Origin of the sequence: Pseudoclavibacter helvolus, assembly GCF_014191305.1 — a bacterium.
Lineage (GTDB): Bacteria > Actinomycetota > Actinomycetes > Actinomycetales > Microbacteriaceae > Pseudoclavibacter > Pseudoclavibacter helvolus.
Genome location: NZ_JACHWJ010000005.1, coordinates 378,027 through 404,973, shown reverse-complemented (window position 1 = coordinate 404,973; position 26,947 = coordinate 378,027). Strand labels below are relative to the sequence as shown.

The following is a 26,947-nucleotide window of genomic DNA, read 5'->3' as shown; positions in this document are numbered from 1 at the left end:
CATGTCAGCAACGAAGAAGTTGCTCGGTCTCGCAGTCGTTGGAGGCCTCGCACTCGGTCTCACCGCATGCGACGCGCCAGCAGACCCAGCAGCAACCGGCGAAGCAGGAGCAGCAGTCGAGGTCGAGAGCGTTGGCATCTCGATGCCGACCCGCGAGCTCGAGCGTTGGATCAACGACGGAGCGCAGCTCCAGTCCAAGCTCGACGAGGCAGGTTTCACGACCGACCTCCAGTACGCCGAGAACGACCCGGACACGCAGATCTCGCAGATCCAGAATCAGATCGCCTCCGGAGTCGACGTCATCGTCGTCGCCGCCATCGACGGTTCGGTGCTTGCGCCGGTCCTGCAGGATGCGGCTGACGAAGGCATCACGATCATCGCCTACGACCGCCTCATCAACGACACGGAGAACGTCGACTACTACGCGACGTTCGACAACTACGCGGTTGGCAAGCTCCAGGGCGAGTACATCGTCGACACGCTCGACCTCGAGAACCAGCCAGGCCCGTTCTACCTCGAGCCCTTCGCCGGCAGCCCGGACGACAACAACGCCAAGTTCTTCTTCTCCGGCGCATGGGACGTCCTCAAGCCGTACATCGACGAAGGCAAGCTCGTCGTCGCCTCCGGCAAGGCACCTGCATCGAACGATGACTGGGCCTCCGTTGGCATCCAGGGCTGGGAGAGCGCTGGCGCTCAGGACGAGATGGAGAACCGTCTCGCCTCGAACTACAGCGACAAGAAGGTCGACGTCGTCCTCTCGCCGAACGACAGCCTCGCTCAGGGCATCGCAGAGGCGCTCGTCTCCTCCGGCTACACGCCTGGCGCCGAGTGGCCGATCCTCACGGGTCAGGACGCTGACAAGGCATCCGTCGTCAACATCCTCGCCGACAAGCAGTCCATGACGGTCTGGAAGGACACCCGCCTCCTCGGAGACCAGGTCTTCGCCATGATCGAGTCGCTCAAGGCTGGCACCGACGTCGAAGTCAACGACACCGAAAGCTACGACAACGGCGTCAAGGTCGTCCCCTCGTACCTCCTCGACCCCGAGGTCGTCACGAAGGACACCGTGCAGACGAAGCTCATCGACAGCGGCTTCCTCAAGGCATCGGACGTCGGACTCTAACGAGTCGCCGACACCACACTGAACGCGCTCGGGCTGGCTGTGCCCCCCACACCAGCCCGAGCGCGATTCTGTGGCAGCTCGCGCACTGGTGCGCGAAGCAACGCCGAGCAGCGACGCTCGGAAAGTGAGACGGAGCAATGGTGCAAGACGACACAATCCTGAAGATGTCGAACATCGTGAAGGAATTCAGCGGTGTGCGGGCCCTGTCGGGCGTCAACATCGAAGTTCAGCGCGGTGAGGTGCACGGCATCTGCGGCGAGAACGGCGCGGGCAAGTCGACCCTCATGAAGGTCCTGAGCGGCGTCTACCCCCACGGCACCTTCGAGGGGACCATCGAGTTCGATGGCCGCGAGGTGCGGTACAAGAACATCAACGACAGCGAGCATGACGGCATCGTCATCATCCACCAGGAGCTCGCCCTCAGCCCCTACCTGTCGATCGCGGAGAACATCTTCCTCGGCAACGAGGTGCAGCGCTTCGGCATCATCGACTGGGATGAAACCAACCGCCGCGCGGCAGAGCTGCTCAAGCGGGTCGGCCTGAACGAGAACCCGGCGACCGTCATCCGCGAGATCGGTGTCGGCAAGCAGCAGCTTGTGGAGATCGCGAAGGCGCTCTCCAAGGACGTCAAGCTGCTCATCCTCGACGAGCCCACCGCGGCCCTCAACGACGAAGACTCAGCTCACCTGCTCGGGCTCATCGAGCAGCTGCGCGACCAGGGCATCACATCGATCATCATCTCCCACAAGCTCAAGGAGATCAGGCGCATCGCGAACCGCGTCACGATCATCCGCGACGGCGCGACCATCGACTCCATCGACATGCGCGAAGAGGATGCGACCGAGGGCCGGATCATCCGCGCCATGGTCGGCCGCGAGCTCAGCTCCATGTTCCCTCCGCGAGAGGCGGTCATCGGGGAGGAGAAGCTGCGGGTCGAGAACTGGACGGTCCACCATCCGGCCGACCCGGGCCGCAAGGTCGTCGACGACGTGTCGTTCCACGTTCGTGCCGGCGAGATCATCGGCTTCGCGGGACTCATGGGTGCCGGTCGCACGGAGCTCGCCATGAGCATCTTCGGTCGCAGCTACGGCACGAACATCTCCGGCGATGTGTACAAGTCTGGGCAGCTGATTTCCACGAAGACGATCGACGAGTCGATCAAGAATGGCCTCGCCTACACAACCGAGGACCGCAAGCACCTCGGCCTCAACCTCATCGGCGACATCCAGGCGAACATCTCCGCCGCCGCCGCGAAGAAGGTCGCGCGCTGGGGAATCGTCGACGGCATCAAGGAGAACGGCGTCGCCGAGGGCTACCGCAAGTCCATGAACATCAAGACGGCAAGCGTCGCGACGCTCACGGGCAAGCTCTCCGGCGGCAACCAGCAGAAGGTCGTGCTCAGCAAGTGGCTGCAGACCGACCCGGACGTCCTCTTCCTCGACGAGCCCACGCGAGGCATCGACGTCGGTGCCAAGTACGAGATCTACGGACTCATCAACAAGCTCGTCGAGCAGGGCAGGGCGGTCGTGGTGATCTCCTCCGAGCTCCCCGAGCTGCTCGGCCTCGCCGACCGCATCTACACGATCTCCGAAGGACGCCTCACCGGTGAGGTCTCCAAGGAGAACGCAACACAGGAACTCCTCATGCAGTACATGACCGCTGGAAAGGACGAGTCGTGACCACCACGAACACCGAGGCCGCGCAAGAAGCAGGCACCCGCAAAGTGAGGATGTCCGTCGACGTCCGCCAGTACGGGATCCTCGGCGCACTCGCCGTCATCATCATCCTGTTCCAGATCCTCACCGGCGGGAAGCTGCTGCTGCCCGCCAACATCAACAACCTCATCCAGCAGAACGCGTACGTGCTGATCCTCGCGGTCGGCATGATCATCGTGATCATCGCGGGCCACATCGACCTGTCGGTCGGCTCGGTGGTCGCCGTCGTCGGTGCCATCACGGCCATCGCCATCACCCAATGGGGGCTGCCGTGGTTCGCGGCAGTGCTCATCGGCCTCGCAGCCGGGGCGGTGATCGGCGTCTGGCAGGGATTCTGGATCGCCTACGTTGGCATACCGGCGTTCATCGTGACGCTAGCCGGCATGCTGCTCTTCAGAGGCCTCACGCTTGTCCTCCTCACCGGCGGCACGATCAACGCGCTTCCTGACGAGTTCGTCGCCATTGGCAAGGGCTCGCTGCCGCAATCGCTCGGCACGATGCTCGGCGGGCACGACGTTGTCACCATGCTCATCGCGCTTGTGGTCGTCGCTGCCGTCATCGGCAGCCAGCTCCGCACCCGCGCCCGCCGCAAGAAGCTGGACCTCCCCGTCGAGCCTGGCGCCGCCCTCATCGCGAAGCTCGCGATCGTCGCCATCGCGGTGCTCGCCTTCGCCTGGCTGCTCTCGGCGCACAAGGGCCTCCCGATCATCCTGATCATCCTGGCCGTGCTCATCATGCTGTACACGTTCATCCTGCAGCGCACCGTCTTCGGGCGGAACGTCTACGCGATGGGTGGCAACCTCTTCGCCGCGAAGATGAGCGGTGTGCGCACCGAGCGCGTCAACTTCCTCATCTTCGTCAACATGGGCGTGCTCGCGGCACTCGCCGGCATCGTCACGACGGCCCGCGCAGGTGGCGCCGTCGCCTCGGCAGGAAACACGTACGAGCTCGACGCGATCGCCGCGGCCTTCATCGGCGGCGCGGCCGTGACCGGCGGAGTTGGTACGGTTATCGGCGCAGTCATCGGTGCGATGATCATGGGCGTCCTGAACATGGGACTCTCGATCCTCTCGGTCGACTCGGCCTGGCAGTCGGTCATCAAGGGCCTCGTGCTGCTGCTCGCCGTTGCGATCGACGTGCTCGGCAAGCGCCGAGGCGGACGCAGCTGATCGAATTCCGTCGCCCGCGCTGAACACAGTGCGGGCGACGGAACGGCTCGGCCGAGCGCCAGCCTGCCCAGAATCAGAGCAAGATCAGCCATGCAAGACCGTGACGAGTGAGAGAAAGAGGACGGGCATGCCCACCGACCGCGTCGCCTCGTCAAACCTCTCGCTCATCCTCGAGCGCCTCCACCGCGGCGGTCAGGCCTCGCGAGCCGAGCTGACGCGCGAGACGGGCCTCAACCGCTCCACCATCGCAGCACTTGTCGCCGAGCTCGCCGACCGCGGCATCGTCGAGGAGCAGGAGCCCGTCGCCACCAACCTCGTCGGCAGGCCCAGCCCCATCGTCGGGCTGTGCGACAAGATCGTCGCCGTCGCGGTCGTGCCAGAAGTGGATGCGCTCAACGTGGGCGTCGTGAGCTTCCGCGGCGAACTGCTGAAGCGCATCCGCTTCGAGACGGAGAAGCCGCCGACCGCGAAGGAAGCCGTCGCGATCGTCAAGGCCCTCGTCGAGGGACTCAGTGAGAGCCTCGACACCCTCTACGAATGCGTCGGTATCGGCGTCGCCGTACCGGGACTCGTCCGTGCCTCCGACGGGTTCGTGCGTTGGGTTCCCCACTTCGAGTGGCGCGACGTGCCGCTCGCCGAGCAGCTGCAGAAGGCCACCGGCTTGCCCGTGCTCGCCGCGAACGACGCCAACCTCGGTGCCGTCGCCGAGCACATCTTCGGCGCGGGCCGTGGCATCAGCAACATGCTCTACATGAACGGCGGCGCGAGCGGCATCGGCGGCGGCATCATCGCCGACGACCGCCTGCTGCACGGCGTGGCCGGCTACGCGGGCGAGTTCGGCCACAACCTCGTCGCGACTCCCGCGGCGCTCGGCAATTCGGGCGACGACGAGCTCGAGCGGGTTGTCAGCAGGCGACGACTGCTCGCCGCGCTTGGCACGAAGAGCGCCAGCGACGGCGAGCTCGAGCGTATGCTGCAGCAGAACATCGACCCGGCCGTGAAGCTTGAGACGCACCGCCAGCTCGGGGTGCTGAGCGTCGGCGTGCGCAACATGATCAACATCCTCAACCCAGAGAGAGTGGTGCTCGGAGGGTTCCTCGGCGTGCTCCTGGACCTCGAGCGCGACTACTTCCTGGAGATCCTGGCCGAGTACACCCTCGCCCCGAACTACGGCGAGGTCGAGGTCGTGCGGGCCGGGCTCGGCAGCGACCTGCTCTTCATCGGCGCCGCCGAGCTGCAGTTCCAGGCGCTCATCGAGCGCGCCCACCTGCAGCGGTAGCGCCCGCGCGCCGGTAGTGCCGGCGCCCCGGGTGCCTCGGGTGTCTCGGGATGGATTTCTTATCTCGGGATGGCTTGCAACCCATCCGGAGGTGAGGAACCCATCCGCAGACTCCGTTGGGTGGCTACGCGGGGTTGCGGACCTCGGGGAACGCGATGACCTGGCCCGAGTAGCAGAAGCCGCCGCCGAATCCGAGGAGCAGCGCGGGGCCGCCAGGCTCGGCGACGCCGGCCTCGACCTGCTTCGCGAGGGCGATCGGGATGGATGCGGCCGAGGTGTTTCCCGAGTAGACGACGTCGCGTGCGACGACCTCTTCTGCGAGTCCCAGCTGCTTGCCGAGGGCATCGATGATGCGCAGGTTCGCCTGGTGCGGGACAAACGCGACGAGCTCATCCGCGCGCACTCCGCCTTTCGCGAGGGCGTCGATGGCGACGTGCTGCGCCTGCGTGATGGCCCAGCGGAAGACGCTGCGGCCTTCCTGCTCGAAGCGGCCAGATGGCTGCTGGATGCGCACCAGGTTGCCGAGCTCGGGTTGCGACCCCCAGGCGACGGGGGCGACGCCTGCGGTCTCGCTGCGCTCGAGGACAACGGCGCCTGCACCGTCGGCCATGAGGATGGCGGTGGTGCGGTCGGTCCAGTCCATGAAGTCGCTCATGCGCTCGGCCCCGATGATGAGCGCGCGGCTCGCGGAGCCAGCCCGGATGGCCTGGTCGGCGACGGCAAGCGCCTGGGAGAAGCCGGCGCACGCCGCGTTGAGGTCGAACGCGACGGGGTGGGTTGCGCCGATGCGGGCCGCGACCTGCGCGGCCGTCGAAGGCGAGCGGTCCATCGCGGTCATCGTGGCAACGATGACCATGTCGATGTCGGTGCCATGCACGTCAGCTGACAGCAGCGCCTTGACGCCTGCAGCGGCCGCGAGGTCGGTGACGCTCTGCCCGTCTGCGGCAAGTCGGCGTTCGCGGATACCGACACGCGAGGTGATCCAGTCGTCGCTCGTGTCGAGGGTCAGCGACAACTCGTCGTTTGTGACGACGCGCTCTGGCGACTCATAGCCGACTCCGACGATGCGCGAGTGCACTGGCTGAGGCTGGGAGAAGGAAAGCATGATCAACGCAGAATCCTACCCTCCGGTCAGTGGTTGTCTCTGTGGGGGTATTCGGAGCGTGCGGGCTCGCCGGATTGCCCCGCCATGACGACGTGCGTTGGGACTGATATCAGCCGCGGGGGAGCGTCCCGATCTGGTCGCCTGCTTCGTTGAAGACCACGAGGGAATCGCCGTCGACCTCGGCTGCCGTTGCACCGACGAGCCACGTGTCGACGCCCTCGCAGAACATCATCGTTGAGGCGAGTGCCCCGAACTCGACCTTGCCGTCAGTCTCGGTCCAGTCGCCCATGAGTCGATTGCAGCCGTCGTTGCCCGTGACCTTGCCATCGTCGGAGAGGTTGAGGCCGGGTTCGCCCTGACCACTCGAGTCTGGCGTGCCCCAGCTGCCGGCTGCGGATGCGGGTGACCCTGCGCATCCGGTGATGAACAGGAGCGTTGCTGCCGCGACTGCGATGCTGACGCCGAGTGTTTTCACGAGGGGCTCCGATGCTCAGGGGATGGCCACATCGTAGCGACAGCCGGGCTCTCCGGATGCTTCTCGCGCTTCCCTATGGGTTGCAAGGCATCCCGAAGTGTGGAGCCCATCCCGAGACGGAGCGGAGGGTGTCAGGCTGGGGCTATGCCGACGAACCAAGAGCGGGCCCTCACGCGGCCGCACCTCGAGGTGTGGCCGCGCGACGCCTGGCAGTCCGGCGCGGGCGGTTTCAGGCGGTTCGAGAAGACGGTGGTGCTCGGCGAGGGCGATGCGCTCTGGGATCGAGCGGCGGCGGATGTGCTGCTGTGGCGGGTGAAGACCCGCAGCGGATTCGAGGTGCATCCGGCTCACATTCCGACGGCGGTGGGGGCGCGTCAGACGATCGTGGCGGGCTGGGGCGGCGTGCGCATCCTGGAGCCCGTCGAGGTCGTGGCCGTCGTCGAGGAGCCGGACAGGGTCGGTTTCGCGTACCGCACGCTGCCTGGCCACCCCGTCAGCGGAGAGGAGGCGTTTGTCGTGCGGAGGGTGGATGGTCGTGTCGAGTTCACGATTCGCTCGCTGACTCGGCCAGCGCCTTCTGGTCCCTGGCGTGTGCTCTATCCAGTGCTGCGGGCCGCGCAGCTCGTGGTGAGGTGGCGGTACCTGCGCGCTCTTCGGTGAGCCGCGGAACAAGGACCAGCCGTCGAGCGTTCGATTGAACGTGAGCACGACGACGCTGCACGCACCCCCGAGCGATGCCCTCGATCGCGCCCTCGCGTCCCTCGAATGGACGCTTGTCGGATCGCACCGGAACGAGCTCGCTGCGGGTGAGTCGCTCGCCCGGCAGCACGCGGGGCCCGGGTTCGTGTATGTCTTCGGCGGCATCGTGAGGCTCGTGGGTTCCCAGCTTCCGCCGCGGGCATCAAGCGTCGAGCTGTCGGCGGGCGACCTCGTGTTCTTCCCGCGCGGGCACACCACCTCGATGCTGGCGACGGAACGCGCCGAGCTCATCGATGTCGGCTTCGAGGAGGCTCAGCTCGCGCACTCCGCGGCCGAGACGCTGCCCGCTCTGCTGGTGGTGCGTGACTTCGCGGTGCAGGAGCCGTCGATGGTCGCCCTCATCGACGGCATGGCGTGCGCTTGGACGGTCGGCGGGGCCCCAGGCGACGCGCACTCCCGTCCCGGGGATGCGGTGATCTGTAGCCGAATCGCGACGACGATCGTGTCGACGGCGCTGCGGGCCTGGAACGAGGCGGGATGCGCGCCGGCAGGCTGGCTGCGCGACGTCGCCGAGCCGCAGCTCGCGGCAGCTCTCGAGGCGCTGCACGAGCAGCCGGGGAACCCGTGGACCCTCGACGAGCTCGCGCGCGTGGCGAGGATGTCCCGCTCGGTCTTCGCGGCGCGCTTCCAGGAGTCGGTCGGTGAGACCCCCATCGGCTACCTCACGCGCGTGCGCATGGAGACGGCGAAGGGGATGCTGCTGCGGAGCGAGCTGACGATCGCCGCAGTCGCTAGCGGCCTCGGGTACGAGTCGCAGGCCGGCTTCAGTCGTGCCTTCCAGCGTCACACCGGCACGACGCCTGGCCGGTGGCGCGCCGAGGCCAGGTCGCGGGCGACGCTAGGGAAGCGCTAGGGAATGGCTAGCTCCGGGCGCGCATCGGCTCGACCTCTGCGGTGCGGGGCAGGCGCTTGTCGAGCCTGGCGTTCGAGATGCGCCACGAGCGAGCGGATACCCTGTTGGCATGCCCGAACTGACCCCCGAACAAGTGGTGGCGCTGCAAGAACTCGCGATGGGCTGTGCCCGTCGCGGGGAGACGGAGACCCTGCTGGAGCTCATCGACCAGGGCATGCCCGTCGACCTGCAGGATGCGGGTGGCAACACCGCGCTCATGCTCGCCGCGTACAGCGGTCACCCCGGCACCGTCGAGGCGCTCATCCGAAGCGGGGCCGACGTCGACCTGCGCAACGCGCGGGACCAGTCGCCCATCGCGGGTGCCCTCTTCAAGGGCGAGGACGAGATCGTGCGGATGCTTCAGGCGGCTGGTGCCGACCTCGATGCAGGAACGCCGTCGGCGCGCGCGACCGCTGAGATGTTCGGGCAGGGACACCTGCTGGGCTGACCGCCCTGCCTTGGTGACCCCGCCCAGGGCGATCGGACGGGTCGTTCAGCTGCGGCCCGGGAAGCGCGCGCTGCCGAAGATGAGGCCGCCGACGATCGCCGACGCGGACGCGACGACCAGCGCGGGCGTGACCCCGATGAGGTCGATGAGGAGGCCGCCGACGCCGGCGCCGAGGGTGATCGCGAGCTGGAAGCCCGCGACGGAGAGGCCGCCGCCTGACTCCATGCGGTCTGGCACCAGCCGGCCCATCCAGGTGCCGAGCGTTGTGAGCCAGCCGCCGAAGCCGATGCCCCACGTGGTGACAGCGACGGCGACGAGCCAGAGCTGGCCAGGCGCGAGCGCCACGATGCCGATCGAGACGCCGATGAGGAGCGGGACGGCGAAGCGGAGCACGGCCAGGTGGCGGTCGACGAGGAGGCCTACGAGGAAGTTGCCGACGACCCCGCCGATGCCGAAGGCGACGAGCAGCGCGGCGACGCCGACGCTATCCAGCCCTGGCACGCGGTCGATCGCGAGGCGGATGTACGTGAATGCGACGAAGTGTCCGAGGACGGTGAGGATGTGCCCAGTCAGGCCGAACCGGATGCCGGGGACGCGGAGTGTGTCGACGAGCGAGCGCAGGCCGCCGCTGGACGCGGTCGGGGGCACGTGCGGCAGGGCGATGCGCAGGGCGACGGCGACGAGCACAGTCACGATCGCGACGCACGCGAAGATGAGGCGCCAGTCCATGATCGTGCCGAGGTAGCTCCCGAGCGGAACCCCGGCGACGGTTGCGACGGTGGTGCCCGTGTTGACGAGCATGATGGCGCGCCCGAGGTGGCGGGGCTCTGAGAGGCTCGCAGCGATGGCGATCGACATGGCCCAGAACGCGCCGAGCGCCGCGCCCAGGAGCAGGCGCGCGATGAGCAGCAGCACGAACCCGGGAGCTACGGCGACGATCGCGCTCGAGAGCGCCGCCGCCCCCGCGAGGATCACGAGCAGGGTTCGGCGGTCGAGTCGGGGGACGAGAATGCCGATCGTTGGGGCCGTGAGGAATCCGATGAACGCGGTCACCGTCACCGTCTGGCCGGCCTGCCCCTCCGTGATCCCGAGCGAGGCGGCCATTGATGGCAGGAGGCTCGGTGGCAGGAACTCGGCCAGGACAAGCACGAAGCTCGTCGCCATCATGGCCGCGATGGCGGCCCACGCCGTCTTCGGGGGAATCTGCGTCTGCGGGGTCTGCGTCGCAGGGACGGTGGGGATGGTTCCGGTGGTCATGCCTTCAAGCCTCGCCGACGACGGCCTCCCGCGGTTGACCGTTCGTCCGCGGGAGGTAACCGAACGTCCGGCCTTCAGCGTCTCCCGGTCGCCTAATCGCCCAGCAACCTGGCCCTTCTGTGGGTCAGCTGCGCGCCTTGCGCGGAATGACGACCTCGCGCACGAGCAGCACGACACCGGCAGCCATCGGGATCGCGACGAGTGCTCCCACGAGTCCGAGGAGCGTGCCTCCGGCGAGCGCCGCGATGAGCACGAGCGAGCCGGGGATCTGGACCGCCTTGGACATGACGCGGGGCGTGAGGATGTACGCCTCGACCTGCATGTAGACGAGCATTGCGACGAGCACGACAAGCGCGGCGATGGGGGAGGCGAAGAGCGCGATGACGGTCATGAAGATCGTCGTGATGATCGTTCCGATGAGCGGGATGAGCGTGATGAAGAAGCAGATCACGGCGATGACAAACGGGTACGGAGCCCCCACGATCCAGAGCAGCAGGCCGCTGAAGACTGCGTTGATGAACGCGAGCACGACCATGCCGTTGAGGTAGGACCCGACGGAGGCCATGATGCGCTCCGCGTACTCCTCGAAGCGAGGCCGCACCGAGGCGTTGATGAGGGAGTAGCCGGCCTTCTTGATGCCCCCGAGGGTCGCGATGAAGTTGAGCGTCAGGATGAAGACGAAGAGGCCCGTGCTGACACCGTTCACGATCGACGAGCCGACCTGCACCGCGCCGCCGCCAACGGTTGCCCACGTGTTCGGGTCTGTCGCTGTCTTCTGCGCCCAGTCGAGCGCGTTGGTCGCGGCACCGTTGGTCGCCTCATTGACGATGTCGAACCATCCCTCGTTGTTGAGGCGCGTGATCTCCTGCGGCACCGTCGTCACGAGGGTGCTGATCTGGCTGACCAGGATTGGCACGACGACCCAGATGAGCCCGGCGACGATCAGCACGAAGACGACGATCACGGACACGATCGCCATGCCGCGCTTCAGTCCCCAACGCTGTAGGAGGCGGATGAGCGGGTCGAGGCCCAGCGTGATGAAGAACGCGATGAACACGGAGAGCACCACCGACTGCAGCTGGATGACGGTCGTCGCCAGCAGCGCCGCGAGCAGGAGCCCGATCGCGACCGAGAACCCCCACATGACGGGGTTCCTGCGGAACAGGTCGGCGGCGACTTTGGCCATTGCCGGTCGGGATGGGTCGGACATCGGTGCCTCCTCGGCAACAGGGGGTGCGCTCGCCCGGGAGAGCGTCTGCTCGCCAAGGTTAGGGCACCTTCGAGCCACGCGGTTATGTATGCACAAGCTGGTAATACCTGGTGAAATCTTGCCCAATCGGCGGTCAGTGCATACATTGGGACGTGTCCGAACGAGGGGGTTCTATGCTCGCCAGCGATCGCGTGTACGCAGTGCTCCGCGAAGAGATCCTCGCGGGCGTGCTCACGCCGGGCGCTGTGCTGACGGAAGTCGAACAGGGCAGCCGCCTCGAGGTGTCCCGCACGCCCGTCCGAGGTGCGTTCACGCGCCTCCTCGCCGACGGCCTCGTCCGTAGCCAGTCGCCGCGCGTCCTGGTTGTCTCCGAGATCAGCGCCGAGCGGGTCGTGCAGCTCTACGAGCTCCGCGAGGCGCTCGAAACGCAGGCCGCTGCCCTCGCCGCGATGCGCCGAGGCGCCGACGTGTTCGAGCGCATCCGCACCCGCCTCCTCGACGCCCATCGCCTGCTCGAACTCGGTGAGGAGGGCGTCGCCGACTACTTCGAGCTCGTGGATGCGCTCGACCGCGCCATCGATGAGGCCGCTGCGAGCGAGTACCTGAGCGTGGCGCTCGAGTCGTGCCGACTCCATTCCTCGCGCGTGCGCAGGCTCTCGAGCCACAACCCGGAGCGCCTCCGCGAGGCGGCCAGCGAGCACCTCAGTGTCGTCGACGCGATTCTCGCGGGCGACCCCCGCCTCGCGTCCCACGCGACCCACTTCCACCTGCACCGCAGCCTCACCACGGCGCTCGCCTCACTGCAGTCGAGCGCACCCCAGCCAACTGCTCCCGAAGGGATCCTCTCCACGTGAACCTCCACGACGTCCGAGTCCACCGCAGCGACGAGAACCTGCAGCGCCGCGACCAGCTGGCCTGGAAGATCGCCGAGGTCGCCGCCGACCCCGTGCCGGTGCAGGCCGAGGTGACCGACATGGTCATCAACCGCGTCATCGACAACGCCGCGGTCGCGGCCGCGTCGCTCACGCGCGCCCCGATCGTCGCCGCCCGCGACCAGGCCCTTGCTCACGGCGTCTCCCGCCACGGTGCGGGCTCCACGCTCTTCGGGCTCGAGGATGCGCAGCGCACCTCCCCGGAGTGGGCAGCCTGGGCGAACGGCGTCGCCGTGCGCGAGCTCGATTACCACGACACGTTCCTCGCCGCCGACTACTCGCATCCCGGCGACAACATCCCGCCGATCCTCGCCGTGGCGCAGCACCTCGCGGGTCAGCGCGCCATCTCGGGTGAGCAGCTCGTGCGCGGCATCGCGACGGGCTACGAGATCCAGATCGACCTCGTCAAGGCCATCTGCCTCCACGAGCACAAGATCGACCACGTCGCGCACCTCGGCCCGTCGGCCGCGGCCGGCATCGGCACACTCCTCGGCCTCGACGCCGAGACGATCTTCCAGGCGGTCGGGCAGGCGCTCCACACGACCACCGCGACTCGGCAGTCGCGCAAGGGCGAGATCTCCACGTGGAAGGCGCACGCGCCGGCCTTCGCGGGCAAGATGGCGGTCGAGGCCGTCGACCGCGCCATGCGCGGACAGACGAGCCCGACCCCGATCTACGAGGGTGAGGACGGCGTCATCGCCTGGCTCCTCGGCGGCGTGGATGCTCGCTACCAGGTTCCGCTCCCCGCGGCCGGCGAGGCGAAGACCGCCATCCTCGACAGCTACACGAAGGAGCACTCGGCCGAGTACCAGGCGCAGGCCTGGATCGACCTCGCCCGCAAGCTCCACAACGCCCACCCTCAGCTCGTCACGGCCCCCGACCAGATCGAGCGCATCCTCATCCGCACCTCCCACCACACGCACTTCGTGATCGGCTCGGGGGCCAACGACCCGCAGAAGTACGACCCGACTGCGAGCAGGGAGACGCTCGACCACTCGATCCCGTACATCTTCACGGTCGCTCTGCAGGACGGTGCCTGGCACCACGTCGGCTCGTACGCGCCGGAGCGCGCGGCGAGACCGGACACGGTCGAGCTGTGGAAGCGGGTCGTGACCGAGGAGGACCCGGAGTGGACCCGCCGGTACCACTCGCTCGACATCGCCGAGAAGGCGTTCGGCGGGAGCGTCGAGATCCGTCTCACCGACGGGACCGTCATCCGCGACGAGATCGCGGTCGCCGACGCCCATCCGCTCGGCGCCAGGCCGTTCGCCCGGGCTGAGTACATCAGCAAGTTCCGCACCCTCGCGGAGGGGGTCGTGGACGACCACGAGATCGAGCGCTTCCTCGACACCGCACAGCGCCTCCCCGAGCTCGCGCCGGGCGAGCTCGGCCAGCTCGGCTTCGTCGCGCTGCCCGGCGTCGTCGAGTTCAACGAGGGCGGAGGAATCTTCTGATGCTGTACGCCAAGACCAACCCAGCCCACAAGCGCGCCGCCTTCCGCGCGAGCCTCGCGAGCGGCGAGTTGCTGCGGTTCCCCGGCGCCTTCAACCCGCTCTCGGCCCGCCTCATCGAGCAGAAGGGCTTCGAGGGGGTCTACATCTCAGGCGCCGTGCTCTCGGCCGACCTCGGTCTGCCGGACATCGGCCTCACGACGCTCACCGAGGTCGCCGGCCGCGGCAAGCAGATCGCCCGCATGACGGAGTTGCCCGCCATCATCGACGCCGACACGGGCTTTGGCGAGCCCATGAACGTGGCCCGCACGGTGCAGGAGCTCGAAGACGCGGGCCTCGCCGGAATGCACATCGAAGACCAGGTCAACCCGAAGCGTTGCGGGCACCTCGACGGCAAGCAGGTCGTCGACGAGGAGACGGCGCTCAAGCGCATCAGGGCGGCGGTGGATGCGCGGCGCGATCCGAACTTCCTCGTCATGGCCCGCACCGACATCCGCGCCGTCGAGGGCCTCGGCGCCTCCATCGACCGCGCGAAGAAGCTCGTGGACGCCGGCGCCGACGCGATCTTCCCCGAGGCGATGGCGACGCTCGAGGAGTTCGCCGCGATGCGCGCCGCCGTTGACGTGCCGCTGCTCGCCAACATGACCGAGTTCGGCAAGAGCGAGCTCTTCACGGTGCAGCAGCTCGCCGATGTCGGCATGAACCTCGTCATCTGGCCCGTCTCGACCCTCCGCATCTCCATGGGGGCGACGGCCGGCGCGCTCGACGAACTCATCGAGCACGGAACCCTCACCGGCAAGCTCGACGAGATGCAGCACCGCTCTGAGCTGTACGAACTTGTCGACTACGAGGGGTATAACCACTTCGACAGCGGAGTGTTCAACTTCACCGTCAAACGCTGACAACCGCAGCACCCGTCTCACCAGGACACATCACAGTCCCACCAGGACACATCACAGGAAGACCAGGTCAACGATGACTGAGCAGGAGATCTACAAGGGGCTCGCAGGGGTGCCCGTCGACTACAGCGCCATCTCGAAGGTCAACCCGGAGACAAACTCCTTGCTCTACCGGGGCTACCCGGTGCAGGAGCTCGCGGGGCAGAAGAGCTTCGAGGAGGTCGCCCTGCTGCTGTGGGGCGGCGAGCTGCCGAGCGAAGACGAGCTCGCGGCGTTCGTGACGCAGGAGCGGGCTGGCCGTGCGCTCGCGGGCAACGTGCGTGCCGTCATCGACGCGCTGCCGACCAGCGCGCATCCCATGGACGTCGTGCGGACGGCGGTGAGCGTCATCGGCGCCAACGACCCGGACGCCGAGGACCCCTCTCCCGAGGCTGAACTCGCGAAGGCCAAGGCCCTCTTCGCGGCGCTGCCCGCCATCGTCGCGTACGACCAGCGTCGCCGGCACGGGCTCGAGCTCGTCGAGCCCCGCGACGACCTCGACTACTCGCAGAACTTCCTCTGGATGACCTTCGGGGAGGAGGCGGCCCCCGAGGTCGTCGACGCGTTCCGCGTCTCGATGGTGCTCTACGCCGAGCACTCCTTCAACGCCTCGACGTTCACGGCCCGCGTGATCACCTCGACAACGGCCGACCTCTACTCGGCCGTTGTCGGCGCGATCGGCGCGCTCAAGGGCGCCCTGCACGGTGGCGCGAACGAGGCCGTCATGCACACGTTCGACGAGATCGGCGAGGCCGCGAACGTCGAGGCGTGGCTCGACGATGCGCTCGCCAGCAAGAAGAAGATCATGGGGTTCGGGCACCGGGTCTACAAGAACGGCGATTCACGAGTCCCGACCATGCACGCCGCCCTCGAGCGCCTCGTCGAGCACTACGACCGGCACGACCTGCTCGAACTCTCGGAGGTGCTGCAGAAGAGCTTCGGCGAGCGCAAGGGCATCAAGCCGAACCTCGACTACCCGGCCGGCCCCGTCTATCACCTCATGGGCTTCGACACCTTGACCTTCACGCCGCTCTTCGCTGCGGCCCGAATCACCGGGTGGACGGCTCACATCATGGAGCAGGCGGCGGCCAACTCGCTCATCCGCCCGCTCGCCGTCTACAACGGCGTCGACGAGCGTCACCTGGAGGGCTGAGGGTCGGAGCGACTCAGCGGGGGCGGATACTGGCGGCCGTCTCGAGGAGCTTCTGCGCTTCGAGGCGGTACAGCCCCCACGTTCCGCTGCGCTCGTAGCTCAGGTAACCGCCGTCGACGAGGATCCGCAGGTGGTGCGAGGCCGTGGACTGCGCGCATCCGAGTGCAGAGACGAGCTCGGTCACGGTCGTCGGCCGGTCGGGGTTCGCCGCGACGAGCGAGAGGATGCGCAGCCGCGTCGGGTCGGCGAGGACCTGGAGGCCGTGTGCGAGCCCGTTCGCGGCGGCCGCGTCGAGCGGGGCCTGGGAGGGGTCACCGGCCCACGCGAACTCAGGCGTCGTGGTCACGCCCACGCCCGCCAGCCTGCCCGAGGCGGAGCTTCGTGCAGAGGTATTGCAGGGTGCGCAGCTCGTCGGGATCGAGTGCGCCGGTCATCCGCTCCTGGATGTTGCGCATGTGGGTGCGCGCCGCACGCGTGAACTCAGCGCGGCCGTCCGGTGTGATCTCGATGAGCGTCGAGCGGAGGTCGAGCCGATCGTCGATCTTCACGAGGAACCCTCGCTGCACGAGCCGGTCGACGAGCCTCGACACGGAAGACTGGGTGATGAGCACGTTCCGGTTCAAGTCGCGCAGGCGGATGCGTCCCTGCGGTTCGCGGATGACGTTGAAGAGCACGTCGTACTCGTTCATCGACATCGAGTTGCTGGAGAACCCGCCGCGCAATTCGCGCATGATCGAGACCTGCGCGCGGAAGAGCGACTCCCAAGCTTCCACTGGGTTGCTCGTCGGCATCATCGGGCCTCCAACTTCTTCGTCTCGGCAGCTTCCGTCGAGTGTACTGGCCAGTACATCCAGCAACGGAATCCGGCGCGACGAACGGGCAGGACTGCCCGAATCGCTGGAGATCTATGCGGAGAACAGTCCCCGTGATGCGATTCCAGCGGCTCAGAGGCGGTCGGGAGACTGCGCGTTCGGGTAGAGGACGTCGACGTCAGCGTGACGGTCGAAACGGTAGCCGGTGCCACGTACCGTGCGCACGATATCGCCGTACGCACCGAGCTTCGAGCGGAGGCGACGCACGTGCACGTCGATGGTGCGCTCGTTCGGGCGCTCCTCGTCGCTGTCTCGCCAGAGGATGTCGATGATCTCCGTGCGGTCGACGGTGCGGCCCTCACGCAGCACCAGTGCCTGCAGCAGCTCGAACTCCTTGTAGGTGAGGCCGGCGTTCTCGCCAGACACGCTCACGCGCTTGCGGGTCGTGTCGATCGTGACACCCTCGGCGGAGTCTGGCTGGTCGTCCTCCTCGACACCTCGGGCGGCGAGCGCTTGCGGGTCCTGGAGAGCGAGGCGGACGACTTCCACGTCGCGGCCTCCTGCGCCCTTCGGGGCGAGCGCGACGGCAGCGTGCGTCTCGGCGTGCGGGGCCACTTCGGCGGTGACGCGCTTGAGCGCTTCGACGAGCTCGGTGAGCGTCGTCCCGTCGAGGTTCGCCTTGGCTTCATCGAGGCCGACGTAGAGGACAAAGCCGCGCGCTTCAGGCGCGGCGGGGACCGCCTGGACGTAGGCGGGGCGGGGGGTTTCAGGAATCTGAGTCACGGCATTCAGGGTGCGGGGGCGGCGGAAGTCGGTTGCGAGAGACATGGGTGGAAGTCCTTTGAGGTGATGATGCTCATGACACCCGACTGTGAGCGGGTGCGGTTCGCGACGGTTCGCGAACGGTGCCGAGGGGCTGGAGCCCCGGCGGGATGCGGTGAAGCGCAGTGCTTGGGAAAGCAGAGGGCGCTTCGACCACGCTGGCCCAAGGGGCGCAGGCGTCCTTCTTCACGAGAGAGAGCTTCACGAGAGAAGGGGGCGAAGAATGCGGCGACTCGACGGAGGAGATCCGGAGTCAGCGGCACATTCGACAGCACATCGCGTTGCTGGGCATCATCACGCCAGCTGTTCCCGTCGCCGAAAAGGCGGTCAGGGTTCGCGAGTGGTTCGTCATGCCGCCAGTATGTTTCCTCGTGACGGCACATGTCAACAGGTGACGCGAAGTTTATTCCGCGACGCCGTACAGACGATCGCCCGCGTCACCGAGGCCCGGCACGATGAAGCCTTCCTCGTTGAGGCCCTCGTCGAGTGCCCCGACAACGACCGTGACGTTCTTGTCGGCGAAGGCCTCGCGCATCCGCTCGATGCCCTCAGGGGAAGCGACGATGCAGATGGCCGTGACGTCGACGGCACCCGCGTCGAAGAGGAAGTCGATTGCAGCTACAAGTGAACCCCCTGTCGCCAGCATGGGGTCGAGCGCGAAGCACTGGCGGTTGGCCAGGTTCTCCGGAAGACGCTTCGCGTAGGTCTCCGGCTGCAGTGTCTCCTCGTTGCGGCGCATGCCGAGGAAGCCGACCTCGACGTTCGGGACGAGCTTCAGGAAGCCGTCGAGCATGCCGAGTCCGGCGCGGATGATCGGCACGACGAGCGGGACCGGGTCGGTCATGCGGAGGCCGGTCGTCTTCGCGACGGGGGTCTGCAGTTCGTACGACTCCGTGCGGACGTCGCGCGTCGCCTCGTAGCTGAGCAGCGTCACCAGTTCCTCGACGAGCGAGCGGAACTGCTGCGACGAAGTCTTCTCATCCCGCAACACCGAGAGCTTGTGGGTGATGAGCGGGTGGTCGGCTACGTGCAGGCGCATGAAATACAGAGTAACGAAGCCGGAGGCATCCCGGTGACATTCGGACAGCCCGATGCGGTCGCAGTGGGAAGATGGCAGCGTGTCACTCCACGTCGACGATCGCTTCAGCGAGCTGATGGGCATCGCCCTCGGCGAGGCCGAGCTGGCGCTCGCGAGTGACGACGTGCCCATCGGGGCGGTCGTGACCGACGCATCCGGTGTTGTCATAGCCACCGCGCACAACGAGCGTGAGCTGACGGGTGACCCCACGGGCCACGCAGAGGTGCTTGCCCTGAGGCGCGCCGCCGAGCGGCTCGGCACTTGGCGACTCGACGGATGCACGCTTGTGGTCACCCTTGAGCCGTGCGCGATGTGCGCGGGAGCGATCCTCTCCTCCCGCATCGCGACGCTCGTCTACGGGGCCTGGGACGACAAGGCCGGCGCAGTCGGGTCTCGCTACGACCTCGTGCGTGACCGGCGGCTGCCGGAGCGCGCCGTTGTCATCGCGGGCGTGCGCGAAGCCGAGTGCGCGGCGCTTGTGCGCGGGTTCTTCCGGGACTGAGGCTCGCTCGCCTCCTCGTCGACGGAGCTTGCCTCGTCGACCGAGCTGGCCTCGTCGACCGAGCTGGCCTCGTCGACCGAGCTGGCCTCGTCGTCGGTGCTGGCCTAGTCGACCGAGCGGATGACGATCGACTCAGTGCTCACGTGCACGTTGTGTCGCTCCGTCACATCTGGCTCGACGAAGATCGCCTCGGCGTGCGGGGCGGCCTCGCGTACAAGAGCGCGGAGCTGCGCGAGCACGGGAGGAAGGTCGAGGACCTGGGGGAGGTTCAGCACCGAGACACGTACGCCGACGAGCGTGACCCGGTCGTCGACTTCCACGCTGCGCACTTGGAGCACTTCACCCACGTGCTGGTTTTCGAGCAGCAGTTCGCGAATGTGTGCGGCGAGTTCCGGATTCGGCACGAGTTCCCCTTCGACGGCGACGAGTAAGGGCCAGCATACCGAGGTCACCCTGACGGCTCTCAGAGCAGATGGTGCATTCGGAGACTGTCGGTGGTGCATCCGTACAATCCGGGTATGACGGCACTGACATACGCGTTCCTTGGCGGCGGCAACATGAACGGCGCGATCCTGCGCGGGCTGCTGGCTGCGCCCCTCGGCGAGGGGGCACGCGTGCGTGTCACGACGAGGTCGGCAGCTTCGGCCGCCGCGGCGGAGACCGACGACAGAGTCACGACGACGGCGCTCGAGAACGACCCGCGCGCGAACCTGGTCGCGGTCGAAGACGCAGACGTGATTGTCCTCGGCGTCAAGCCCTACCTCATCGGCGAACTGCTCGACGAGATCGCCGCTTCGATCAAGCCGGACGCCGTGGTCATCTCGGTGGCTGCCGGCGTGCGCCTCGAGAGCCTGGCGGCCCGGCTGCCAGGCGGCGCCCAGATCGTCCGGTCAATGCCGAACACCCCCGCGAGCATCGGGCTCGGCGTCACGGGCCTCGCCGCCAACGATTCGACAAGCGAGGCGTCCCTCGCCGTCGCGGTTGCGCTCTTCGAGAGCGTCGGTCGCGTCGCGACCATCGACGAGGACCGCATCGACGCGCTCGCGGCAGTTTCGGGTTCTGGGCCAGCGCACGTCTTCCTGCTCATCGAGCAGTACCTCGACGCGACGAAGCGGCTGGGCTTCGACGACGACCTCGCGAGGCAGCTTGTTGTCGGCACGTTCGAGGGGGCCGTTGGCATGGTCGTCCGCGACCCGGAGACGGAGCCGTCCGAGTTGCGCCGCCGAGTGACGAGCCCGAAGGGCACAACTGAGCGTTCCGTCGCTGTGCTGCAGGACGCGGATCTCGCGGGACTCTTCGAGCGGGCGTTCGACGCCAACCAGCGCCGCTCGGCGGAACTCGCGGCCGAGAACTCCTGAACGCACGCTCGGCTTCTCCCGCACGGCGACGGGTGACGGTGCGATCGGTGCGTAGTCTTGGGAACTTGAACCAGCAGCGGGAGGGGCGGCCATGAGCGGTCGGAGGCACGTCTTCACGGAAGACCTGTACCTCGTGCTTGGCATCTCCCGCACCGCGTCCCTCGAAGAGATCCGCAGGGTCGGGCGTGCGAGGCAACGCGAGTCGCACCCAGACCTCGGCGGAAGCTCGGACGACTTCGTCCGAGTGCGCCTCGCGGTCGAAGTGCTCACGGACGAGACCACCCGCCGAGAGCACGACGCTTGGCTCGCCGGTGGCGGCTCGCGCCGCGTGCGCTCGCAGCAGCGAACCCAGTGGGCGCCGACCAGCAGACGCTCGGCCGGAGGTGGCGGTCGCTTCCGAACGCCCCCTCGTTCCGGTGCGTCGAAAGACTCCACAGCCTCCGCGCCGCGCCGCAGCGCCCACGCCGAGCCGGCCACGCGTGACGCCCCGCCACCCGCTCGCATTCCGGCGCAGGTCTTCGACGTCCGGCGCATGGCCTGGTTCCGTACCCGCTGGCAAGAGCAGCCCGTCTATTGGCCGCCCGCTGTCGCGGCGAAGCGCGCCTTCACCCGCCGCGAATTGACGGCGGTCTCCGTGCACGCCGCGATCGTCCTCATCGGCGCGCTCCTGCTGCTGCTCGACTTCTCGTTCGCCCGCCTCACCGTGCCGACCTTCGGCACGGGAACAGAGCCCACGATGTGGCCCGCCGTCCTCTTCTACGTGGCATTGAGCGCAGCCTGGCTGACGCTCCGGCTGAGGGTGCGCGCGCAGCGTTGGGCTCTCGTGCTCTGGCTCGCGACGCTTGTGATCGCCATCGTGGCCGGCGTCCTGTCGGCGACCCTCGGCGTCATGTCGTTGTTCGCGACGACGGCGGGCATGCAGAACCCGGCCTTCGCGAGCCTCCTGACCCAGGCCGCCATCTACCTCACCGCGGCCGTGTCCGGTTACTTCGCGTGGTCGAGCCTCACGCAGCGCCGCGTCGCGGTCACGCGCGAGCGGCTGCTTGTGCAGCTCGCGAATGAGTCTGCCCCGCCCGCGGGCGACGGCAAGCGGGTCTGGGGCGAGCCCGGTCAGACCGCGATGGATGCAGGCGGCACGGCCGGCGGCACGAATCCCATGCGCGCGTTCCTCGCCCAGCGATCGGTCGGCGAACCGCTCGCCCAGCTCCTCCGGATCCCCGGCGTGCGCATCCTGCACGGGCTGCGCCTGCCAGGTCAGAGCTCAGGCACGATCGCGCACGCCGTCATCAGCGGACGAAGGGTTGCGCTGATCAACGACGAGCTCTGGGCGCCAGGCACGTACGGCATCTCGCGCGACGGCGAGCTCACCCACGACGGCGTCGCCTTCTCGTCGCCGGCCGCCGAGTTCCCGCACGCCGTCGAACGGTTCCACGAGCTGTTCGGCGAGATGTCCGCCGTTCGAGGCTGGATGACGGTCGTCGCGGAACGAGAGGGCCCCCTCGAGGTCGACAACGCGCTCACCTGGCAGCGAGTCCGCCTCGCCACCACGGAGTCCCTGCTGCGCGAGGTCGGCGATTGGCTGGCCGGCGACGGCAACCGAGTCGACCGCCTCCTCCTGCGCGACCTCGTCGCCCACAAGCGCTGACGCATCCCGCAGCAGCCCGGCTCCAGCTCCGGCCTCGGCTCTGGGCTCGCCTCCGCCGCGCAGCCGAGCGGCGCAGGGGCGGAATCATTCCTGCGGCCGATCCCCGGGCATCCCCCGCTGAGTAGCGTCGAGGCATGAGCAACCACAGCATGACTCCGACCCCGACCGGCAGTGCTCCGCTCACCGCGCAGCCAACCGGCAGCAGCAGACTCACCTACGACCACGCACTCAGCCCGATCGGGCGTGGGAAGGGATGGTGGAGGGGCCTCCTCTTCATCGTGTTCCTCATCGCCGGGTTCTTCGTCACGTCCATGACGATCGGCGCCGCGGGCATCCTCATCTCCACGCTCACCGGCGAGCTCACCCAGGAAGCGCTCGGCGAAGCCGTCGAGACCGGCGTGATCCCCATGACGCCCGCCATCTTCGTCACCAACAACCTCGCGCTCGCGGCGCTCCTGCCGCTTGCGTACCTCGGCCAGCGCATGCTCTTCGGCGTGAAGCCGGGCACCATCTCGTCGGTCGCCGGCAGGTTCCGCTGGGCGTGGTTCCGCAAGCTCGCGCTGGTCATCGTCCCGGTCTTCGCGGTTTACTCGGCGGCGCTCTTCCTGCTCGAGCCCGCCGAGGTCAACGTCGACGGCACGGCCATCCTCATGCTCGTCTTCGTGCTGCTTACGACCCCGTTCCAGGCGGCGTCCGAGGAGTACGTGGCGCGCGGCGGCTTCCAGCGGGCGGCCGGCTCCTGGGTGTCATCGCCGCAGTTGTCGTTTGTCATCGGCACTGCCGTCTCGGCGACACTGTTCTGCCTCGCACACGGCGCAGGCGACTGGTGGCTCATCGGCTACTACTTCTTCTTCGGCGTCATCATGTCGGTCACCGTCAAGTACACGGGTGGCCTCGAGAGCGCCGTGCTCATCCACGCCTCGAACAACGTCATGCTGTTCATCCCCTCCGTGCTGACGGGCCAGCTCAGCGAGGGCATCGACCGCTCCGCAGGTGCTGGCGGGCCGATCATGCTCATCCCCGCCGTGTTCCTCGCGGTCGTCGCAGCGTTTGTCATCTGGCGCGCGAAGAAGGAAGGCATCGAGACCACGACGGCCCCGCTCGTTACCGCGAAGCAGCGTCGCGAGGAGGAGGCCCGAGCTGCATACGAGGTGTATGCGCAGCAGCAGGCGCAGCTCGCCCAGCAGGCGGCGCAGCAGCCCATGCAGACCTACGGCCAGGCTCCCGGCCAGCCCTACGGTCAGGTGCCGAGCCAGACCCACGGCCAGCCTTACGGCCAGACCCAGGTGCAGCAATACTCCCAGCCCCACCAGCAGGTGCCTGGGCAGCAGTACGGCCAGGGAGCCGGTCAGCCGCAGCAGCCGCCCGTAGCTCCCCAGCAGCCGCCCTACTCGCCGCCGCCCGAACCCCGCGACTAGCGCCGAGCATCCCGAGTGCACAAACGCTGCCTGAGTTTCGAACCCTCCGACAAGCGGGAGGTTCGAAACACAGGCAGCGATGGTGCTTGAGTGGGGAAGAACTACGTGAGCGCGGCGAAGCGCTCCACGTCGGAGGCCGAGCCGGACACGATCACGAGGTCGTGGTTCGAGACCACGGTGTCAGCCATCGCGTAGGTGAACGGCTTCCCGGGGCTCTTCACGCCAACGACCGTCACGCGGTACTTGGTGCGCACGCCAGACTCCATGAGCGGCACTCCGCGGATCGCCTTCGGTGGGTAGAGCTTCACGAGCACGAAGTCGTCGTCGAACTGGATGAAGTCGAGCATCCGCCCCGAGAGCAGGTGCGCGATGCGCTCGCCTGCCTCGCGCTCCGGGTAGATGACGTGGTGCGCGCCGATGCGGCCGAGGATCTTGCCGTGCGTCGCCGACATCGCCTTCGCCCAGATCTGCGGCACCTTCAGGTCGGAGAGGTTGGCCGTGACGAGCACGCTCGACTCGAGCGAGGTGCCGACGGCGACGACGGCGACCGCGAACTCGTGCGCGCCGATCTGCCGCAGGGCCTCGATGTTGCGCGCATCCGCCTGCACGGCGTGCGTCACCCGCTCCGCCCACTTCTGGACGAGCCCCTCGTCGGTGTCTACCGCGAGGACCTCGCGGCCCTGACGCTGCAGCTGGCCAGCAGTCGCAGCGCCAAACCGGCCGAGGCCGATGACAAGCACCGGCGCATTGTGTGGAATCGGCTCACCCAACGATGATCCTTTCTTCAGGCAGCCTGAAGAGCTGCTTGTGCTCGCTGGAAGCGAGGGCTGCGGCCATGGTGACCGTGCCGACGCGGCCGAGCCACATGGTGATGGAGAGAATGTACGCGCCCTGCTCCGGTAAATCACCGGTGAGGCCCGTCGAGAGGCCGCAGGTCGCGAACGCGCTGATCGCCTCGAAGAGCGCCTCGTCGAACGGAACCGAGGCGAAGTGCATGAGGGAGATGGACGAGACGGCAACGATCGTCGCGCCCCAGAGCGTCACGCTGACCGCAAGGCGGAGCACGTCGTTCGGGATGCGGCGGCCGAACGCCTGGATGTCGTTGACGCCCTTCGCCTCGGCGAACGCCGCAAGGAAGAGGATGGCGAGCGTCGTGACCTTGATGCCGCCTGCCGTGGATGCGCTGCCGCCGCCAACGAACATGAGCATCTGCATGGCGAGCATCGTGGCGGGGTCGGCGTCTGCGAGGTCGATCGTCGAGAACCCGCCGGAGCGCGTCATGGCCGACATGAATCCGGCCGTCACGGGCCGGAACCACGGGTTCTGCGCGCCGATCGTCTCTGGGTTATCGCCCTCGAGGAAGTAGATCGCCACCGCGCCCAGGACGAAGAGCAGGACGGTCGTCGACAGGGTCAGCTTCACGTGCACCGAGATGCGCTGCTTCGTCTTCACCCAGCGCGTGAGGGCGAAGATGACGGGGAAGCCGAGGCTGCCGAGGAAGACGGCGGTCGCGAGGCACGTGAGCATCCACGCGTCGGTCGCGAACGGCTCGATGCCGGTGCTCGTCGGCATGAAGCCCGTGTTGGTGAAGGCCGAGGTCGCCCAGAAGAAGCCGTCGAGGATCGCGTCCCACAGGGGCTCGCCCGCGATGAGGAGGCGAGGGATGATGAGGAGGGCAATGCACGTCTCGATGATGACGAGCGAGATCGCGACGGTTGTGAGGATGCCGCCGATGTCGCCGAGCTTCACGGCCTGCGACTCCGAGACGGGGCCAGCGTGCGTGCGCAGGGCGTTGCTGTCGCTCGCCGCGACGAGCTTCTGCCTCAGGCCGAGGCGCCGCGTCACGATCGCGCCCATGATGCTCGCGAGCGTGAGCACGCCGATCGCGCCGACCTGCATGCCCAGGAACACCATGAAGTGGCCGAAGCCGGACCAGTGGGTCGCCATATCGACGACGGAGAGCCCCGTCACGCAGATCGTGGAGACGGCCGTGAAGAGCGCCTCGTGGAACGGCGTCACAGTTCCGTCCGCCGACGAGATCGGCAGCATGTAGATCGTCGTCCAGAGCAGGATGATGCTCGTGAAGATGATCACGGCGAACCGTGAGGGCGTGTGGTGTGCGAAGTCGTCGATCTTCCGACCGACGGCCGAGACGATGCGCCGAAGCAGCCCATCCGTGTCAACGGGTGCGGGGATGCTCGAGGCCCGCGGAGTGCGCATCACATCCCCAATTCACAGCACAGTTGTCGATGCCTCACGTGCGCGAGGCGTCGGTCATGCTACTCCTCGCGGGTGGAATCGCGAATCCGTGGCACAGGATGATTGGCTCTGCACCTTGTTTCTGCAGTGCTCTGGGCCATAAGGTATTCAACTGACACTCACTTCACTTCCGTAACGCGCGGATCATCCGTCACCTTGGAGCTGCAACACATGGCAAACGACCTGTCTGATGTGCGGTTCTTGACCGTTGCCGAGGTGGCAGAACTCATGCGGGTCTCGAAGATGACGGTGTACCGACTTGTGCACTCCGGTGAACTTCCCGCGGTGCGCTTCGGCCGCTCGTTCCGGGTGCCCGAGTCGGCGGTCTCCGAAGCCATCAAGCAGTCCGGCCGCGGAGACGAACTCGGTCAGCACACGGCCTGAGTCTCGTTGGCCCCTGGGTCTTTCGTTGGACACAGGGTTACCGGCGGGTGACGTGTAAGCTGACGCCAGCGATGCCGCAGCCCACCGCTGCGCGCACCTCGTACTTGTAGATAAAGGATGTTCCTATGGGTTCAGTAGTCAAGAAGCGCCGCAAGCGCATGGCGAAGAAGAAGCACCGCAAGCTGCTTCGTAAGACTCGCCACCAGCGTCGCAACAAGAAGTAGTCGCGACGACGCAGAGCGCCGGGCCCTCGGGTCAGGCGTTTTCTGCGTTAAGGCGTGGGTTTGCTGCGGGGCGAGCGGGCTTGTCTTCCTGGGGACGGCTTGGCTCTGGCTAAGAGTGCCCTGGCCCTGGCTTTGGCCGAGAGCGGACTTGTGGTCGCTCCCTGCGCGTTTTGACGACCACTACACCGCTCTCGCTTGCGTGGCGCCTGCGAGAATCGAGGGCATGACGGATGCGAGAGTTCCGAAGGTCACGTTCCTCGGCAAGCCGGGCTGCCACCTGTGTGAGGACGCCGAGCCCGTCGTGCGGGCTGTCGCGGCCCGCCGCGGTGCGGAGTTGACGGTGCTGAGCATCCTCGACGACGAGGCGCTGCAGCGGCAGTATGGCGAGCTCATCCCCGTGGTTCTGGTCGATGGGGTGCAGCATTCGCAGTGGTTCGTGGAGGCTGAGCGGTTGGATGCCGCCGTCGTCGCGGCTGCCTCAGCTCAGGCCTGAGGCGGAGCGATGAGCGTGGTCGGTCGGTCGAGCGGGCCGCTGTGTG

At 67.5% G+C, this 26,947-nt stretch carries 29 protein-coding genes; 18 read left to right on the top strand and 11 right to left on the bottom strand.

The window, feature by feature from the left end:
- Window position 1 precedes the first annotated feature (1 nt).
- From chvE to FHX72_RS16635, 4 genes are all read left to right on the top strand, one after another.
- Complete coding sequence (gene chvE, locus FHX72_RS16650; RefSeq protein ID WP_068478569.1) at window positions 2-1,123, top strand: multiple monosaccharide ABC transporter substrate-binding protein; 1,122 nt, start codon at window positions 2-4, stop codon at window positions 1,121-1,123.
- Between the two features lie 164 nt (window positions 1,124-1,287).
- Window positions 1,288-2,802 (top strand): multiple monosaccharide ABC transporter ATP-binding protein, encoded by a 1,515-nt coding sequence (mmsA, locus tag FHX72_RS16645; RefSeq protein ID WP_276325691.1) that lies wholly within the window; start codon window positions 1,288-1,290, stop codon window positions 2,800-2,802.
- Window positions 2,803-2,852: 50 nt separating this feature from the next.
- Entirely contained in the window at window positions 2,853-4,007 is a 1,155-nt protein-coding gene (mmsB, locus tag FHX72_RS16640; protein ID WP_183626595.1) for a multiple monosaccharide ABC transporter permease, read from the top strand.
- A 127-nt stretch (window positions 4,008-4,134) separates the two neighbouring features.
- A complete protein-coding gene (locus FHX72_RS16635; protein ID WP_183626538.1) occupies window positions 4,135-5,286 on the top strand; it encodes an ROK family transcriptional regulator in 1,152 nt (383 codons plus the stop codon).
- Window positions 5,287-5,410: 124 nt separating this feature from the next.
- Here FHX72_RS16635 and FHX72_RS16630 read toward each other — a convergent pair whose 3' ends face one another.
- Complete coding sequence (locus FHX72_RS16630; RefSeq protein WP_068478565.1) at window positions 5,411-6,391, bottom strand: beta-ketoacyl-ACP synthase III; 981 nt, start codon at window positions 6,389-6,391, stop codon at window positions 5,411-5,413.
- Window positions 6,392-6,500: 109 nt separating this feature from the next.
- The gene (locus tag FHX72_RS16625) at window positions 6,501-6,866 is read right to left on the bottom strand and encodes an META domain-containing protein (protein WP_183626536.1); all 366 of its coding nucleotides are present in this window, start codon (window positions 6,864-6,866) and stop codon (window positions 6,501-6,503) included.
- Window positions 6,867-7,010: 144 nt separating this feature from the next.
- Here FHX72_RS16625 and FHX72_RS16620 point away from each other — a divergent pair, with 144 nt between their 5' ends.
- The 3 genes from FHX72_RS16620 to FHX72_RS16610 all read left to right on the top strand — a co-directional run bounded on the left by FHX72_RS16620 (window position 7,011) and on the right by FHX72_RS16610 (window position 8,965).
- A complete protein-coding gene (locus FHX72_RS16620) occupies window positions 7,011-7,526 on the top strand; it encodes a DUF1990 family protein (protein ID WP_183626534.1) in 516 nt (171 codons plus the stop codon).
- 40 nt (window positions 7,527-7,566) lie between these two features.
- A complete protein-coding gene (locus tag FHX72_RS19840) occupies window positions 7,567-8,478 on the top strand; it encodes a helix-turn-helix domain-containing protein (RefSeq protein ID WP_221186996.1) in 912 nt (303 codons plus the stop codon).
- A gap of 109 nt (window positions 8,479-8,587) precedes the next feature.
- The gene (locus FHX72_RS16610) at window positions 8,588-8,965 is read left to right on the top strand and encodes an ankyrin repeat domain-containing protein (RefSeq protein WP_068478444.1); all 378 of its coding nucleotides are present in this window, start codon (window positions 8,588-8,590) and stop codon (window positions 8,963-8,965) included.
- Between the two features lie 45 nt (window positions 8,966-9,010).
- On the opposite strand, the gene FHX72_RS16605 is transcribed toward FHX72_RS16610, so the two are convergent.
- Window positions 9,011-10,222 carry an MFS transporter gene (locus tag FHX72_RS16605; protein ID WP_183626532.1) on the bottom strand — a complete coding sequence of 404 codons (1,212 nt, stop codon included), beginning with the start codon at window positions 10,220-10,222 and terminating at the stop codon, window positions 9,011-9,013.
- Window positions 10,223-10,346: 124 nt separating this feature from the next.
- Window positions 10,347-11,432 (bottom strand): AI-2E family transporter, encoded by a 1,086-nt coding sequence (locus tag FHX72_RS16600; RefSeq protein ID WP_167349976.1) that lies wholly within the window; start codon window positions 11,430-11,432, stop codon window positions 10,347-10,349.
- A 173-nt stretch (window positions 11,433-11,605) separates the two neighbouring features.
- On the opposite strand from FHX72_RS16600, the gene FHX72_RS16595 reads away from it, so the two are divergent.
- The 4 genes from FHX72_RS16595 to FHX72_RS16580 all read left to right on the top strand — a co-directional run bounded on the left by FHX72_RS16595 (window position 11,606) and on the right by FHX72_RS16580 (window position 15,906).
- A complete protein-coding gene (locus tag FHX72_RS16595; protein ID WP_183626530.1) occupies window positions 11,606-12,286 on the top strand; it encodes a GntR family transcriptional regulator in 681 nt (226 codons plus the stop codon).
- On the top strand, window positions 12,283-13,818 hold the full coding sequence (locus tag FHX72_RS16590) for an MmgE/PrpD family protein (RefSeq protein ID WP_068478438.1): 1,536 nt from the start codon (window positions 12,283-12,285) through the stop codon (window positions 13,816-13,818). The genes FHX72_RS16595 and FHX72_RS16590 overlap by 4 nt, the downstream gene beginning before the upstream one ends.
- Window positions 13,818-14,717, top strand: coding sequence for a methylisocitrate lyase (gene prpB / locus FHX72_RS16585; protein ID WP_068493829.1), 900 nt, complete (start codon window positions 13,818-13,820; stop codon window positions 14,715-14,717). Before FHX72_RS16590 ends, prpB begins: the two co-directional genes overlap by 1 nt.
- 73 nt (window positions 14,718-14,790) lie before the next feature.
- On the top strand, window positions 14,791-15,906 hold the full coding sequence (locus FHX72_RS16580) for a bifunctional 2-methylcitrate synthase/citrate synthase (protein ID WP_183626527.1): 1,116 nt from the start codon (window positions 14,791-14,793) through the stop codon (window positions 15,904-15,906).
- Between the two features lie 13 nt (window positions 15,907-15,919).
- On the opposite strand, the gene FHX72_RS19495 is transcribed toward FHX72_RS16580, so the two are convergent.
- The 4 genes from FHX72_RS19495 to upp all read right to left on the bottom strand — a co-directional run bounded on the left by FHX72_RS19495 (window position 15,920) and on the right by upp (window position 18,579).
- A complete protein-coding gene (locus tag FHX72_RS19495) occupies window positions 15,920-16,258 on the bottom strand; it encodes an ArsR/SmtB family transcription factor (protein WP_068478433.1) in 339 nt (112 codons plus the stop codon).
- Window positions 16,236-16,700 (bottom strand): MarR family winged helix-turn-helix transcriptional regulator, encoded by a 465-nt coding sequence (locus FHX72_RS16570; protein WP_068493836.1) that lies wholly within the window; start codon window positions 16,698-16,700, stop codon window positions 16,236-16,238. Before FHX72_RS16570 ends, FHX72_RS19495 begins: the two co-directional genes overlap by 23 nt.
- 150 nt (window positions 16,701-16,850) lie before the next feature.
- Window positions 16,851-17,546, bottom strand: a complete 696-nt coding sequence (locus FHX72_RS16565) for a winged helix-turn-helix domain-containing protein (RefSeq protein WP_068478429.1) — start codon at window positions 17,544-17,546, stop codon at window positions 16,851-16,853.
- A gap of 397 nt (window positions 17,547-17,943) precedes the next feature.
- Complete coding sequence (gene upp / locus FHX72_RS16560; protein ID WP_068478425.1) at window positions 17,944-18,579, bottom strand: uracil phosphoribosyltransferase; 636 nt, start codon at window positions 18,577-18,579, stop codon at window positions 17,944-17,946.
- 115 nt (window positions 18,580-18,694) lie between these two features.
- Here upp and FHX72_RS16555 point away from each other — a divergent pair, with 115 nt between their 5' ends.
- The gene (locus tag FHX72_RS16555; protein ID WP_068478559.1) at window positions 18,695-19,120 is read left to right on the top strand and encodes a nucleoside deaminase; all 426 of its coding nucleotides are present in this window, start codon (window positions 18,695-18,697) and stop codon (window positions 19,118-19,120) included.
- 104 nt (window positions 19,121-19,224) lie between these two features.
- On the opposite strand, the gene FHX72_RS16545 is transcribed toward FHX72_RS16555, so the two are convergent.
- Window positions 19,225-19,524 (bottom strand): hypothetical protein, encoded by a 300-nt coding sequence (locus FHX72_RS16545; protein WP_146077972.1) that lies wholly within the window; start codon window positions 19,522-19,524, stop codon window positions 19,225-19,227.
- A gap of 114 nt (window positions 19,525-19,638) precedes the next feature.
- Between FHX72_RS16545 and proC the strand changes: the two genes are divergently transcribed.
- From proC to FHX72_RS16530, 3 genes are all read left to right on the top strand, one after another.
- Entirely contained in the window at window positions 19,639-20,478 is an 840-nt protein-coding gene (gene proC / locus FHX72_RS16540) for a pyrroline-5-carboxylate reductase (RefSeq protein WP_183626523.1), read from the top strand.
- A 91-nt stretch (window positions 20,479-20,569) separates the two neighbouring features.
- Entirely contained in the window at window positions 20,570-22,123 is a 1,554-nt protein-coding gene (locus FHX72_RS16535) for a J domain-containing protein (protein WP_183626521.1), read from the top strand.
- A 134-nt stretch (window positions 22,124-22,257) separates the two neighbouring features.
- Window positions 22,258-23,541 (top strand): CPBP family intramembrane glutamic endopeptidase, encoded by a 1,284-nt coding sequence (locus FHX72_RS16530; RefSeq protein ID WP_183626519.1) that lies wholly within the window; start codon window positions 22,258-22,260, stop codon window positions 23,539-23,541.
- Window positions 23,542-23,642: 101 nt separating this feature from the next.
- Here the strand turns inward: FHX72_RS16530 and FHX72_RS16525 are convergent, their stop codons facing one another.
- Together FHX72_RS16525 and FHX72_RS16520 are read right to left on the bottom strand one after the other, a co-directional pair.
- Entirely contained in the window at window positions 23,643-24,311 is a 669-nt protein-coding gene (locus FHX72_RS16525) for a potassium channel family protein (protein WP_068478414.1), read from the bottom strand.
- Entirely contained in the window at window positions 24,304-25,761 is a 1,458-nt protein-coding gene (locus FHX72_RS16520) for a TrkH family potassium uptake protein (protein ID WP_082775157.1), read from the bottom strand. Before FHX72_RS16520 ends, FHX72_RS16525 begins: the two co-directional genes overlap by 8 nt.
- 210 nt (window positions 25,762-25,971) lie before the next feature.
- Between FHX72_RS16520 and FHX72_RS16515 the strand changes: the two genes are divergently transcribed.
- The 3 genes from FHX72_RS16515 (at window position 25,972) to FHX72_RS16505 (ending at window position 26,901) form a co-directional block, all read left to right on the top strand.
- Entirely contained in the window at window positions 25,972-26,184 is a 213-nt protein-coding gene (locus tag FHX72_RS16515) for a helix-turn-helix domain-containing protein (RefSeq protein WP_068478412.1), read from the top strand.
- A gap of 125 nt (window positions 26,185-26,309) precedes the next feature.
- Window positions 26,310-26,408 (top strand): 30S ribosomal protein bS22, encoded by a 99-nt coding sequence (locus FHX72_RS16510; RefSeq protein ID WP_082775156.1) that lies wholly within the window; start codon window positions 26,310-26,312, stop codon window positions 26,406-26,408.
- Window positions 26,409-26,631: 223 nt separating this feature from the next.
- Window positions 26,632-26,901: a glutaredoxin family protein gene (locus FHX72_RS16505; RefSeq protein WP_068478410.1), complete on the top strand. Its 270-nt coding sequence runs from the start codon at window positions 26,632-26,634 to the stop codon at window positions 26,899-26,901.
- Window positions 26,902-26,947 lie beyond the last annotated feature (46 nt).